Origin of the sequence: Sporosarcina sp. FSL K6-2383, assembly GCF_038618305.1 — a bacterium.
Lineage (GTDB): Bacteria > Bacillota > Bacilli > Bacillales_A > Planococcaceae > Sporosarcina.
This window is the reverse complement of the sequence record NZ_CP152017.1, coordinates 1,708,287-1,722,026: the sequence shown is the minus strand read 5'-3', so window position 1 is coordinate 1,722,026 and position 13,740 is coordinate 1,708,287. Positions and strand designations below refer to the sequence as shown.

11 protein-coding genes, 1 pseudogene and 1 riboswitch are annotated in these 13,740 nt (G+C 41.1%); of the genes and pseudogenes, 1 reads left to right on the top strand and 11 read right to left on the bottom strand.

Translation table 11 applies throughout. The features are described from left to right. Positions 1-72: 72 nt before the first annotated feature. The 3 genes from norA to MKZ10_RS08550 all read right to left on the bottom strand — a co-directional run bounded on the left by norA (position 73) and on the right by MKZ10_RS08550 (position 3,333). Positions 73-1,236 carry a multidrug efflux MFS transporter NorA gene (gene norA / locus MKZ10_RS08560; RefSeq protein WP_342509740.1) on the bottom strand — a complete coding sequence of 388 codons (1,164 nt, stop codon included), beginning with the start codon at positions 1,234-1,236 and terminating at the stop codon, positions 73-75. Positions 1,237-1,468: 232 nt separating this feature from the next. After that, positions 1,469-2,737 carry a nucleobase:cation symporter-2 family protein gene (locus tag MKZ10_RS08555; RefSeq protein ID WP_342510107.1) on the bottom strand — a complete coding sequence of 423 codons (1,269 nt, stop codon included), beginning with the start codon at positions 2,735-2,737 and terminating at the stop codon, positions 1,469-1,471. 8 nt (positions 2,738-2,745) lie between these two features. Beyond that, complete coding sequence (locus tag MKZ10_RS08550; protein WP_342509737.1) at positions 2,746-3,333, bottom strand: xanthine phosphoribosyltransferase; 588 nt, start codon at positions 3,331-3,333, stop codon at positions 2,746-2,748. Positions 3,334-3,530: 197 nt separating this feature from the next. Next, positions 3,531-3,632, bottom strand: a riboswitch (purine riboswitch). Positions 3,633-3,754: 122 nt separating this feature from the next. Between MKZ10_RS08550 and MKZ10_RS08545 the strand changes: the two genes are divergently transcribed. After that, positions 3,755-4,960, top strand: coding sequence for an MFS transporter (locus MKZ10_RS08545; protein WP_342509735.1), 1,206 nt, complete (start codon positions 3,755-3,757; stop codon positions 4,958-4,960). A 118-nt stretch (positions 4,961-5,078) separates the two neighbouring features. Here MKZ10_RS08545 and MKZ10_RS08540 read toward each other — a convergent pair whose 3' ends face one another. The 8 genes and pseudogenes from MKZ10_RS08540 to MKZ10_RS08505 form a co-directional block, all read right to left on the bottom strand. Beyond that, the gene (locus MKZ10_RS08540) at positions 5,079-5,675 is read right to left on the bottom strand and encodes a hypothetical protein (RefSeq protein WP_342509733.1); all 597 of its coding nucleotides are present in this window, start codon (positions 5,673-5,675) and stop codon (positions 5,079-5,081) included. Positions 5,676-5,839: 164 nt separating this feature from the next. Further along, positions 5,840-6,331 (bottom strand): SRPBCC family protein, encoded by a 492-nt coding sequence (locus tag MKZ10_RS08535; RefSeq protein ID WP_342509732.1) that lies wholly within the window; start codon positions 6,329-6,331, stop codon positions 5,840-5,842. A 46-nt stretch (positions 6,332-6,377) separates the two neighbouring features. Continuing rightward, positions 6,378-6,729: pseudogene (locus MKZ10_RS08530) on the bottom strand (VOC family protein). Positions 6,730-6,741: 12 nt separating this feature from the next. Continuing rightward, positions 6,742-7,497, bottom strand: coding sequence for an exodeoxyribonuclease III (locus MKZ10_RS08525; RefSeq protein ID WP_342509730.1), 756 nt, complete (start codon positions 7,495-7,497; stop codon positions 6,742-6,744). Between the two features lie 163 nt (positions 7,498-7,660). After that, positions 7,661-8,620 carry a LacI family DNA-binding transcriptional regulator gene (locus MKZ10_RS08520; RefSeq protein WP_342509728.1) on the bottom strand — a complete coding sequence of 320 codons (960 nt, stop codon included), beginning with the start codon at positions 8,618-8,620 and terminating at the stop codon, positions 7,661-7,663. 310 nt (positions 8,621-8,930) lie between these two features. Beyond that, positions 8,931-11,267: an RNA polymerase recycling motor HelD gene (gene helD / locus MKZ10_RS08515; protein WP_342509726.1), complete on the bottom strand. Its 2,337-nt coding sequence runs from the start codon at positions 11,265-11,267 to the stop codon at positions 8,931-8,933. Between the two features lie 270 nt (positions 11,268-11,537). Beyond that, complete coding sequence (locus tag MKZ10_RS08510) at positions 11,538-12,449, bottom strand: pseudouridine-5'-phosphate glycosidase (RefSeq protein ID WP_342509724.1); 912 nt, start codon at positions 12,447-12,449, stop codon at positions 11,538-11,540. After that, entirely contained in the window at positions 12,449-13,549 is a 1,101-nt protein-coding gene (locus MKZ10_RS08505) for a PfkB family carbohydrate kinase (protein ID WP_342509722.1), read from the bottom strand. Before MKZ10_RS08505 ends, MKZ10_RS08510 begins: the two co-directional genes overlap by 1 nt. Between the last annotated feature and the right edge of the window lie 191 nt (positions 13,550-13,740).

Sequence of the window (13,740 nt, the reverse complement as noted above, 5' to 3'; positions counted from 1 at the left end):
ATCTAGTTATCCTCGCATGTTGCGATTGTGCTGTCTAGTGAAGATACTTGTTTTCTAGCCAGTTCCTTGCAACTAAAATGTTACATGTTTTGGCTTTTTCCAAAACAGTGCAATAATCGTACCAATGATTAAAACAATCGTCGCAAAATAGTAAGGATAGTTTAAGTTAATGTCGAATAACACTCCACCAATGATTGGTCCGAAAATATTACCAAGACTTGTGAAAGTCGAGTTCATACCACCGACAAAGCCTTGTTCGTTGCCCGCAATTTTCGACAAATACGATGTAATCGCTGGTCGCATTAGGTCAAAACCGATAAACAGGACAAATGTAGTTAATAAAATAGAAATATAAGAACTGACATAAGTCATTAACAAAACAAGAACTGCAGAAATTGCTAAACTGTAGCGTATCAAATTGATTTCACCCATACGTCTTGATAAACGATCAAACAATACGACTTGCGCAATTGCACCCACAATCCCACTACCTGTAATGACGATGGCAATATCTTTAGGTGTAAATCCAAATTTATGGTCAACGAATAAGCTAAATAGGGATTCAAACGCTGCAAGACCAAATGTTGATACGAATATTAAAATAAATGCGATAAAATACATAGGAATGAAAACGCGGCGAATCCCAGTCACTTGCCCAGGTGTCGGTACTTCTTCAGCTGCACGTTCAGGCTCCGTTAAAAGGATGAGTGACAAAATCGCGGCAAATGCTCCTAATACTCCCGCAGAATAAAAAGGGACACGCGTGCCTATTTCAGCTAAAAAACCGCCAATTCCCGGCCCAATAATAAAGCCAGTGCTAATCGCCGCAGACATATAGCCTAATGCTTTCGATCTTGTGGTAGTCGTTGTAATATCCGCTATAAATGCCGTGACTGCAGGCATGATAAAAGCTGCACTCACTCCACCAAGCATCCGCGATATAAACAGCACTTCAACCGATTTCCCAAAGCCAAATAAAAACTCTGAAAAACCAAAGATAAACAGGCCAAGAACAATCATAATTTTCCGGCCATATTTATCCGCCCATCGACCTGCAAATGGCGAAAAGATAAGCTGGGTAATCGCAAATGCTGCCACCATATACCCGACAACCGTACCGGAAATATCCAACTCATTCATAATCGTTGGTAACACAGGGATAACAAGTCCAATACCTAGAAATGCGATGAACAAATTCATCAACAGAATAGCTAATACGCCTTTTTGATTCTTCATATATAAATCTCCTCTAGGTACTTAATTTTCCCCTTTATGTTGTATATCCTTGCATATCCTTCATAGGAAGTCTAGTAAATATTTTTCATTGTATAGCGTACTATACAATCTCGTATGATAGGTACGTTTTACCCAGTGATTTGACGTCCAGAATTCCAGCGGTTGGGGAGACTGAACAGATTGAGTTTTTAAAAATCCTCCAATCTATTTATAGACTGGAGAATCCACTTGATTACATCATATTTTTCTTCCGTGAAGGAAGCATATTAAATAAAATATTCAATACAATCGCTGTTATACTCCCTGCGACAATGCCGTTACTCGTTAAAATCTTCAGACCTGAAGGAAATTGTGCGAACAACTCGGGTGCGACTGTTACACCAAGACCAAGTCCGATTGAACAAGCAATAATCATGGAATTGTCCTGAGAATCGCCAATCACTTTGCTTAACATTTTAACGCCCTGTGACACAACCATTCCAAACATGGCAAGCATCGCCCCGCCTAGAACAGCGACCGGAATAATAGTTGTCACCGCAGCAATTTTTGGTACAAACCCCATTGTAATGAGCATGATTCCCGTAATTAAAATGATTTTGCGTGATCTGATACCTGACATTTGCAGCAAGCCGACATTTTGCGAGAATGTTGTATAAGGAAAGGCGTTGAAAATTCCACCGAGCAAGACAGCAATTCCTTCTGCACGATACCCTTTTTCAAGATCTTCCTTCTTAATATCTCGTTCACAAATATCGCCTAGCGCGAAGTATACACCCGTTGATTCGACCAATGAAACCATAGCGACTAATATCATCGTCAAAATCGCCGACCACTCGAACGTCGGTAGGCCAAAGTAAAACGGCTCTACCATATGAATATACGATGCTTCCCCAACAGCTGTGAAATCCACCATCCCCATAAATGTCGCAGCAACCGTCCCTGCAACTAGCCCAAGTAAAATGGAAATCGCACGCATGAAGCCCGTAGAAAATTTATAGACCAAAATAATAAATAGCAATGTTCCAAATGATAGCGCAACATTCGTCATCGAGCCAAAATCACTTGCTCCTTGTCCGCCGCCCATATTGTTAATAGCAACAGGAATTAGCGTAATACCAATGATCGTCACGACAGAACCTGTGACAACAGGCGGGAAAAACCGTACAAGTTTACCAAAGAATCGACTAATGACGATAACGAACAGTCCCGACACAATGATAGCTCCATAAATCGCGGTAATACCGAATTCGTCACCAATAGCAATCATTGGCCCTACCGCTGTAAACGTACAGCCTAAAACAACTGGTAATCCAATACCAAAGAAACGATTATTCATAATTTGTAAAATCGTAGCAACCCCACACATTAAAATATCGATGGATACAAGATACGTCAATTGTGTCGATGTGAGACCAAGTTCTGCACCTACAATTAACGGTACAAGGACTGCCCCCGCGTACATCGCTAATACATGTTGGAGACCTAATGCCGTAGCCTTTATGGAATTATTCACTGAAGTTTATCCTCCTCAGTAAACGTTACTTGTCCGTTTTCAAGCGAAGCAATTATCGCTAATGATTCCACACGGATACCGCGTTCGCGTAGTAGAACTCCGCCCGGCTGGAAACCTTTCTCTATAACAATACCGACACCCGCCAGCTTCGAGCCAGCCTGCTCAACGATATCTAGTAAGCCCAGTGCAGCTTGTCCATTCGCCAGGAAATCGTCAATCAGCAAAACTGTATCTTCATTTGTAATAAAATCCTTTGAAACGGAAATGTCATTCGTTTCCTTCTTCGTAAAGGAATGAACACTTGCCGTATACAAATGATCAATTAGTGTTAATGACTTCCGTTTACGTGCAAAAATTACCGGAACACCTAGAAGTAGACCTGCCATCATAGATGGAGCAATACCAGACGATTCGATTGTTAATATCTTAGTGATGCCTGCGTCCTTGAATCGTGCCGCAAACTCTTCGCCAATCGCCTTCATCAACGGTGGGTCAATTTGGTGATTCAAAAATGTGTCTACTTTCAATACTTGATTCGATAATACTTTTCCATCCTGCACAATTTTATCTCGCAGCAACTTCATGATGTTATTCCTCCCTGTTGTTTTCACGGTCAGGAGCTATCCACTATACCCCGGCATAATTGACTCCAAAATTTGTGTCAATTCATGCAAAATGGTATAAAAAATAAGCCCCATGACCGTGCATCCATTCATACTACGAGTGGAGCAATGTCATCCGAGCTTATTTGTCGAATGAGAAAGAACAGGAGATAGACTCCTGTCAATTCGTTGCCGCCCATAGTCGATTTGTTTACGGCAAATCGGTAGAAACTCGCAGGCCATATCCCTGCTATTATATGAGTGAATGTTATTAGAATGCTATTAGTATAGCATGTTTCGCAGACTATAATAATTAAAAAATGATTCCATTAATTCAATGAATAAGTATCCCGGAGTGAATATGTTAATATGAGCAATATAACTATATTTTGGAGGCTTTGTTTTGACTACTCAACATGTAACTAGAAGATTAAAGTTCACACGTAATACATGGCTTCTACTAGTAGGTATCGTGTTTATCGCACTGACACTTCGTTCACCGTTAACAACTGTTGGCCCCCTCATTTCTTCCATTAGGGATAGCCTAGGGATTTCGAATGTCTTAGCAGGATTCTTGACAACAATCCCCTTACTGGCATTTGCGATTATTTCACCGTTTGCACCAAAGCTTGCACGACGCTTCGGAATGGAGCTCACCCTATTTGGTTCACTTATTTTATTAACAGCCGGCATTATCATTCGTTCACTAGGCACGATACCCGCTTTACTCATCGGAACGTTTCTACTTGGACTAGCCATCGCCTTCGGAAATGTGCTATTGCCTAGTTTGATAAAACTGAGTTTCCCGTTGCAAATTGGGCTGATGACGGGCATTTATTCCGTATCCATGAATCTCTCGGCTTCGATTGCAATTGGTGTCAGTGTACCACTCGCCCAAACAGCATTTGGCTGGCAAGGTGCATTAGGAATGTGGTCGATACTCGCACTCGTTGCTTTGTTGGTTTGGCTACCGCAATTAAAAAATAAACGCTTGGCAGCTATACCCGAAGTGGCAAAGGAAAAAATTCCTTTATGGCGCTCTCCTCTTGCCTGGAGTGTTACTTTGTTCATGGGTTTCCAATCTCTACTCTTTTATACAACTTCGGCCTGGCTACCTGAAGTATTAAAAGCACAAGGTATCAGCGCAGATAATGCAGGCTGGTTAGTCTCCCTACTGCAATTCTCTCAGCTACCTATTACGTTCATTATTCCTATCATTGCTGGAAAAGTGAAAGCTCAGCGCATGATTGTCGTTGGCGTCACTGTTTTATATATCATCGGATATGGCGGTGTTCTATTAAATATCACTGCTCTTACTGCATTATGGATGATTATGATCGGGTTGGCAGGCGGTGCTGCATTTGGATTGGCGATGATGTTCTTCACATTGCGCACGCAGACGCCACAGGAAGCCGCTAATTTGTCAGGGATGGCACAGTCTTTCGGCTATGCACTCGCCGCCGTGGGACCCGTATTATTCGGTTTATTACATGACTCCACAGGCGGTTGGACAATTCCGATGTTCATTCTCATCTTCGCTTCTGTAATTGTCTTATTATCTGGCATGTCTGCGGGGAGAAATGTATTAGTTACTCTATATAAAAGGTAATACCAATTTTTCTCGGCATACACAAAAGGCATCTGATTCTAAAACAACTTGGAGTTGTTTAGAACTCGATGCCTTTTTCTATTGGATTCAGATAGCTAAGTGCTGTTAGCTTCAATATTCAGTGCTTCTTCTTTCTATATCTATACAGTAGAGTCAAACCTAAAATGGCGATTGTAGCAGCTCCACCTATCCATACAAGCATAGCCGAACCGGATTTTTGGTTATTAACAAGGACGATATCACTTTCACTGCCGGGTTTCTTGGATGTCGACTCTAAAATACCTTCGTAGAAAATCTGACTCTCGGTATTTAAATTTTGAACTTTCCCATCGAAAAACTGAATCATACCATTCGGGCCTGCTACCGGTGTCAGGAATGTAGCTTCATCACTATTCTCTAAAAACAATAGAAACTTCCCACCCTCATTTTGAAATTCATCAGCCCATCCAACATCGAAATGATCGATGCCGACAGTTATTTTGCTTGATACCTCTCCCCTATACACATTTTCAACGTTGAACGTAAATCCTACAAAAATAAAATCACTGGACACCGCTTTACTCGAAAAATCATATCTTCCACTGACGATAACTTCAGCGCGATCACTAACTTCTTGTGGCTCCATGACAATCCAACTGGTTGCGGATACCCTTGTATCTACCATCATTGATATAAAGATAGTAACTGCGAGCAATGCATACACTAATTTCCTCATTATGGCACCCCCTTTGATGGATTGGACGGTTATCCAGTAGGAAGGTTACAAGTCAAAAGCTAATAGACAACAGAAAACACCAGCATAAACAACAATTCAAATTTGTTGTTTATGCTGGTGCCCTTTAAATCGGAAGTCAGAGACTAAAACTGTAGTAAAGTAAATCACGCTTTGTCTACTATCCTAAGTTCATTCACCACGCGTTCATATTCACTATACCATCTCTTCCACTCAGCTTCTCTCGAATGAATGGGTTTCCCATCAAGTAGCGACTTGATAACATCCAAACAAACATGCCAGCCTGCAAGATCTTTGACCCTTTGCTCAGTTAGCGTTTTGAACCGCTCTGTAAAAAGGAGTAAACAACCATTTTGCTCCTGGTGCAACCCAAAACGGACACCATCACCGAACCAATCAAATTCCAGAACAGCATGCTGCGTGTACTCGAAAATTTCAAGTTCCTCAAACTTCCCGTCGGGCATATTGAACTTCATGAACCCACCGTTACGAGGATCTCCGACGCTCAACTCTTGAAACCATTTTTCTAGTTCCTCATTATTCGTCAACATTGCCCAAACATTTTCTATTGGGTGCTGCATAGGGCGCTCATAGCGGGCGATGTAACCTTCTCCAATTGGTTTAATAGTAGCAATCATCTTTTTATCCACCTCTTTCAACTAGAACGATTAGCGTTATTATTGCTTATTTTTCCACCAGATTTAACTGCCAGGAAACACCGAATTTATCCTGTACCCAACCGAGCTCTTCACTCACTGGTGTTGGGGATAGCGGCATAAGAACTTGTCCGCTATCCGATAGTGTTTCGAAAAGCTCATCAACTTCTTCCGCTGTATCACATGTTACAAACAGTGAAATGGCGGGTGTAAAAGTGAATTCATGGTTGATGGCACTATCGATACACATGAATGTCTGCCCCATCTTCTTGGTGAATGGTGTGATTAATTTCTGAATCAGTAAATACCGAAGTATAAAAATTCATCGCTTCCTCGGCTTGTCCCTCAAACATGAGAAATGTTGTGATTTTTTGATTCATCAAAAGTTCTCCTTAAAGTTCAAGTTCCAAAACAATTGGACAATGATCACTGCCCATAATATCTGGATGAATTGTTGCATCTTTAAGTAAAGGTTCCAGTCGATTCGATGCAATGAAATAGTCAATGCGCCAGCCAATATTACGCTCCCGCACTTTATTCATATACGACCACCAGGTATAGGCATCCCCTTGGTTAGGATGAAAATGTCTGAACGTGTCGACAAAACCTTCTGCTAACAACGCCGTCATCTTACCTCGTTCTTCATGAGTAAATCCTGAATTACCAATATTCGATTTAACATTGCGAATATCAATTTCTTCATGTGCTACATTCAAATCGCCACATAAAATAACGGGCTTATGCTGGTCAAGCTCCTTCAAGTATACCCGCATGTTCTCTTCCCATTCCAAACGGAAAGGCAATCTTGCCAAGTCACGCTGAGCGTTTGGCGAATAGACGTTTACCAAATAAAACTCAGCAAACTCTAATGTCAAAATCCGTCCTTCAGCTTCCGCGTCTGCATCTCCCACACCGTATTTCACAGATAGCGGCTGCTCTTGTGTAAACACGGCCGTCCCTGAATAACCTTTTTTAACAGCATAATTCCAATACTGATGATAACCATCCAACTGTAAATCGATTTGCCCTTCCTGCAACTTCGTCTCCTGTACACAAAAAATATCGGCATTTACTTCATTAAAATAGTCTAAAAACCCTTTACGTACGCAAGCTCGTAGGCCATTCACATTCCAAGATATTAATTTCAATTTAGTTTGACCCCTTCTCTATTCACTAGCTACAGATTACCAAACAAGTAGATAGCAGACAACAAAATGACTAGCATCTATGCTATAAAAAGTTGGATAAGCGCTACTGCAATTCGTGCTCTAATAGCGGTAGTATGCTTCATAACGCGATAGAAATATCGACTTATACAGTCCCTCTCTCAATCAGTTTTACGGCTATTTCCTTATTTGATATATCCTCATTTATTGCCTGGAGGAAAAGGTTACTTCCCATCTCTATAACAGGTATTTCTATCGTTGTAATGTTCATCATCTTTGCTATAGGTTGATTGTCAAAACCACAGATAGCTAGATCATTCGGTATTGATATTTGCTGTTGTTGACAGCAGATTACGATACCAGCTGCAACTTGGTCGCCCGTTACTAGCAAAGCCGTGGGAGGGATAGCCATATTTTTCACTTTATTAACGATCTTTTCTCCGTCCTCAAAATAGAAGCAGTCGTCAATAATGTATTCAGGGTTGTATGCTAAACCATGCTTCTTATGAAACTCCCGATAAGCTTGCTCCCTATCAAAACTACTTGGTCCTGAGCTTCTGCCAACAGAATAGCCAATTTTTCTATGACCTTTCTGATATAAATACTCCAATGCATTAAAAAATATTTCATAGTGATTGACAAAGGTAGTCGAAATTGTTTTTCCTTTCACATCTTCGGATAAGACGATTGGACCAAATTGCTGATGCTCTTCTATTAATTGCATATCGCAAGTTCTCGAACAAACTATCAACCCATCGATTTGCTTTTCTTTCAGCATTTGCAATGCTTCCCTTTCTTTTCTTTCCATATAATCGGTTTGAAATAAGACCAGATGATAGTTGTTGACTAATGCTTGCTTGGCGATTCCCTTCAACAACAAAGAAAAATATGAGTGATCAGAAAATGGGAGTACAACGCCTATCAGTTTCGTTTTTCCCCTGCTCAAATGGACCGCATTGATATTTCTATTATAATTCGTAACTTTTATGGCATTTAATACTGCATTCCTTTTTTCCTCACTCACATAGGGATGATTATTTAACACCCGGGAAACTGTTGTTACTGATACCTTAGCTATCTTTGCCAAATCTTTAATATTTGTCATCTCTTTCTTCACCTCGCCCCGATAAGGAATTATCATTTATGGAATAGATTCATTTATTTTTATTAGGAATAGTTTTAGTATGAATTATGAAACGCCTTTCATATCAATTTTAAGCATTTTTAAAAAATTTTAATTTTTCGCTTGCTCTGAAATGGGTTTCATAAATTATACTGTCACTATAGCTAAAGAGGACCCCTTTTTGTTGATAATCCTCTTTATAAAAAAGTTGATCTACTATTGGCGTTACGGTTAGTCCGGCGTGACGATAGCGATCAACTTTTTTCTTTGTACGGGGACAGACCATCCTATCCTAACGCCGCACTATACTTTCTGGCGTAACATTGAGCAAAAAGGGGCTCGGTTCACCTACACTGTAAAGCTGCAAGTGATGCATAGCTCGAGTACAGGCGGTATAGAACAATCGGCGTAGGCTTTCATCGCTGTATACTTGTGCCGAAGCATCATAAATAATGACAGCATCGAATTCGATTCCTTTCGCTAAATACGCCGGGATAACAACAACGCCTTGCTCGTATTCAACGGAACCACTTTTCACAAGTTTAATTTCTTCTAAGCCACTCAGCGCCTCGAACGCTACAGCGCTCTCAGCTGCCGATTTGCATATAATCGCAATTGTATTATACTTTTGCTTCTGCAAGTCTGAAATCTTGGAAGCAATACAACGATGCAATTCGGCATGAGTAGGCAATTGAGCCAGAATAGGCTTGTCGCCATCGCGTTCAAAAGCTGTAATTTGTTTACCATTAGGCACGAGCCCGCGTGTAAATTCGACAATCGGCTTTGTGGATCTATAGCTACGGGTCAAAGTAATTCCTTCCGTTTCTTCCGGTCCGTATAGGCCAGTAAGCGTATGGAAATCGACTACCTCGCTAGCATGCGCGAATATTGCTTGATTAAAATCGCCTAGGGCAGTCATTTTTGCCGCAGGAAATAAACGCTTTAAAAACTCGAATTGGAACGAAGAATAATCTTGCGCTTCGTCTACAAGTACGTGTTTGATAGTACTATTCATCTGAAAGCCATGGATCAGCTCTTTTAACAGTAAAAATGGAGTAGCATCTTCGTAAAACAGTTTGCCTTCATCAAGCATTTCCACTGACAACTGACAAATATCAGCCCACTTCTCAGGGGCATCCCCCTTCATCCACGGTTTCATCTGCATTGGATTGGCGAAAAGCTGCTTGTATATCCCCTTCATGTTGATAAATTGAAGAGCCTGAATCCGTTTGCGCAGAGGTCTCAGCTTTTTACGAACAATTAATCGACCAAGCGTTTCAATCTCATCCTCATAATTATCGAATTCTTCTTCCTTAGAGTTACGTTTTTTCTGTAAATGGCTATGAATCTTTCGATAATCTTCGTCGCTAAGAAGCTCAATTTCTTCCTGCACCCACTGCTTCGTCAGTTCTTGCTTCTCCACTTCATCAATTCGGTCGTTCAGCCACTCCGTTAGTCTCTCAATTCTGTTATAAAAGCGGATCGAAGTGTCTTCGCTATAAAATTTTTCTGTCATTTGTTCAGCGGAAACGATTGATTTCCCCTTAAATTTAATTCCCCTAAAGATCATGCCGGATACTTCCAGTGACTGCCTATATGATTGAATAGCCTCAAAAAAACGAGGCGACGCCTTGAACTGGATACTCGCAACCCTCGTTTTATAGGAAGGTGCTTCCGATTCCGTCAATACAAATTCCAATTGTTCATAAGGATTCTCGACTTGAAATGCGTTACTCAACCTATGATTCAAATATTCTTGGAAAGTGACCTGTTGCATATTCTCTTCTCCGAGCTCAGGCAAAACTGTTGAGACATAGCTGTTAAACATCGCATTAGGCGAAAATAGAATGATTTGATCGGCTCTCAGTCTATCCCGATACTTATAAAGCAAGTATGCAATCCGTTGCAAGGCAGCTGATGTCTTACCACTGCCAGCTACTCCTTGAACGATCAATAGTCTTCCGTGATCGTGCCGGATAATTCGATTTTGCTCCTGTTGGATGGTAGCCACTATGCTGTTCAAATGTTTGTCTGTGCCTTTGCCAAGCACTTTTTGTAAAATTTCATCCCCGATAGTGAGACTCGTGTCGAACAAAGATTCAATAACCCCACCACTGATTATATATTGCCATTTCTTCTCCAACATCCCGTGAATCACTCCTCCGGGTGTGGTATATTCAATCGGACCTGGTCCGTAATCATAGTAGACGCTCGAAATTGGTGCTCTCCAATCGTAGATTAGGAAGTCCTCTCCATTTTCATCCATTAGCGTAGAGACGCCGATGTAAATACTTTCCCTAGTAGATACACCTTCCTCGAGTATATCGATCCGACCGAAATAGGGTACCTTCTCCATGCGACGTAGCTCTGATAAGCGCTTGGAAGCTTGTCTATGAGTACTTTCATTTACCGCTAGCGTTTGACTCTGCTGTCTCAAGCCAATAATCGTTTCCAGATAATCGTCGAATGTATCTGTGTTAATCTTAACGTCATCCCAAAAGTGTTTTCGGAAATCGACAACTTCTTTACGACGTCGACCGGTTTCGTTTTCCAGCTTGCCAATTTGCTCTGTGATGATTTTCACGACGTTGTTCACCCGTTGTTGCTCTTGCTTATTTTCCATATTCATATAAAACACTCCTTTATTAAAATAAGTGTTGACTGAAAAGATTTCATGGTATATAATAAGATTAGGTTAATTATACACACAATAAAATAAAATGAGTTTCTATATTAATTTACCATAGATTTTTATTTTTATCAATGGGTTTTCGTAAACAAAAGGTGCTAGGTTCTGAAATAATTCAGAACCTAGCACCTTTTATTGTAGACATGGCATTCGAGATTAAAAAGGGAATCATCATTCTTCAATTGAAGAGCGACGATTCCTTTTGTTGTTTTACTTTCCGTTAAACGCAACTGCAATTTGCGCACCGATCACTGCGTTATGTTTCACTAAAGCAATGTTAGCATCCAAGCTCTTACCATCTGTCAATTCTTTCACTTTACCAAGCATGAATGGCGTGACATCTTTACCCGCGATACCATTTGCATTCGCTTCGTCTAGTGCTGTTTTAATAATGCCATTGATGAAACTTTCTTCCATTGCATCCGCTTCTGGAATTGGGTTAGCAATGACTGCTCCGCCTTTTAATCCAAGATCCCATTTCGCACGAAGCATGTCCGCAACCGTTTCAGGTTTGTCTGCACGAATTTGAAGTGAAAATTCACTTGTACGTGTATAGAAAGCTGGTAACACATCTGTTCCATAGCCCACAACTGGCACACCTTTTGTTTCTAAATACTCAAGTGTCAAACCGATATCAAGAATTGATTTCGCACCCGCACAAATAACAGCAACGTCCGTTTGCGCAAGTTCTTCGAGGTCAGCAGAGATATCCATTGTTGTTTCCGCACCGCGGTGAACACCACCAATACCACCTGTTACAAAGATAGGAATACCAGCAAGTTCTGCACAGATCATTGTTGCAGCAACCGTTGTCGCACCAAGTTGTTTTGTTGCGATTAAATAGCCGATATCACGACGTGAAACCTTCGCAACTCCTTGACTATTCCCGAACATTTCAAGTTCTTCATCTGAAAGACCGATTTTGATCATACCATCAATAATTGCGATTGTTGCAGGTACCGCACCATTATCACGGATAATTTGTTCCACTTCTCGTGCTGTTTTCACGTTTTGTGGGTATGGCATACCGTGTGAAATGATCGTCGATTCGAGTGCGACGACCGGCTTTCCTTGTGCCATTGCTTCTTGTACTTCTGCTGAGTAAGATAGATATTTTTCCATTAGTATTCCTCCAATTCGATTGTGAGCTGCTCTTTTGTTAATTCTGGTCGTACTGTATAGGATGATTCAAGCGTTTTTGCGGCATTGACTAATCCACAACGAATCGCCTCACTTGTATCCACACCTTCTAAATGTCCGTGTAAAACACCGGAAACAAATGCATCACCCGCTCCAGTAACATCTTCCACGGATACACCACTCATTGCTGTATATCTTTTCACTTCTCCGCCATGTTTTCCTGCCATAACACCCTTCGAACCAGCCGTTACAACAACGTTCTCTGCGCCCGCTTCGAACAATTTATGCACAGCACTTTCCCAATCTGCAGCATTTTGAATCGATTGCCCTGTGTAGGTTTCGGCTTCATCCTGATTACAGATAAACCAAGTCACACCTTCCAAATTATCCGGCATCCGCGTCATTTTCGGTGAAGATACAGGAACAATTGCTAGGTCCGTACCATGTGCTATTGCACGACTTTTCACAAATTCAACCGTTTCTTTCGGACAATTCAAATCCATCACTACTAATGCAGCATTGGCAATCAATCGATCATTGCTTTCAATATAATCAACCGACAACGCATCATAGACATCCATATTAGCCATCGCAACAACCAATTCTCCATCCGTGCTAAGCACCGCCGAATAAGAACCTGTAGATTGTCCTGGCAATAATCCAACTGCCTTAACATCCATAAAATCCGCAGACTCTTGTTCAATCAATTGCCAATCCGCATCATTACCTGCAACTGTTAATAATCGAACTGAGTGATCGAGCCGCCCAAGATTATCTGCGATATTACGAGCAACGCCCCCGACCGCCACGGACATTGCAGAAGGATTTGACGTACCCAATTGTGTGGCTTCTTTCAGATGAAACTTTCGGTCGACATTCGCTCCGCCGATACAAACCACTTCATTATCCTCAGATAAAATATAAGCACGCCCTGTGATAACGCCACGCCTCACCAATCCCGAGATAAGATTGGCAAGCGCAGGTCTTGACATTTCCAATTGATCGGCCATGTCCTGTTGGGTCAAAAATGGATTTTTTCGAAGAAGCATAACAATCGCCGCTTCCTTCTCATTCAATACCACCACCACCCTCTTTAACATTTGTTTATATTATAAACAAATGTTTTGTCGATTGCAAGAAAAAAGCTAATTCTCTTTTCTTTCTACCACCGAGTATCATTCCAGTAGTATACCCAAATTTTCTTTTATCCTTTATTCATGGACTGCCACACCCCAAAATATCCGTCCAACTTTCCATTAGTGATAAAAAGAAA

Bases quoted from the DNA above. Each gene is read 5' to 3' on its own strand.
- MKZ10_RS08540 (WP_342509733.1), bottom strand. From the start codon at position 5,675: ATGAGGAAATTAGTGTATGCATTGCTCGCAGTTACTATCTTTATATCA.
- MKZ10_RS08550 (WP_342509737.1), bottom strand. From the start codon at position 3,333: ATGAAGTTGCTGCGAGATAAAATTGTGCAGGATGGAAAAGTATTATCG.
- MKZ10_RS08510 (WP_342509724.1), bottom strand. From the start codon at position 12,449: ATGGAAAAATATCTATCTTACTCAGCAGAAGTACAAGAAGCAATGGCA.
- helD (WP_342509726.1), bottom strand. From the start codon at position 11,267: ATGAATATGGAAAATAAGCAAGAGCAACAACGGGTGAACAACGTCGTG.
- norA (WP_342509740.1), bottom strand. From the start codon at position 1,236: ATGAAGAATCAAAAAGGCGTATTAGCTATTCTGTTGATGAATTTGTTC.
- MKZ10_RS08535 (WP_342509732.1), bottom strand. From the start codon at position 6,331: ATGATTGCTACTATTAAACCAATTGGAGAAGGTTACATCGCCCGCTAT.
- MKZ10_RS08520 (WP_342509728.1), bottom strand. From the start codon at position 8,620: ATGACAAATATTAAAGATTTGGCAAAGATAGCTAAGGTATCAGTAACA.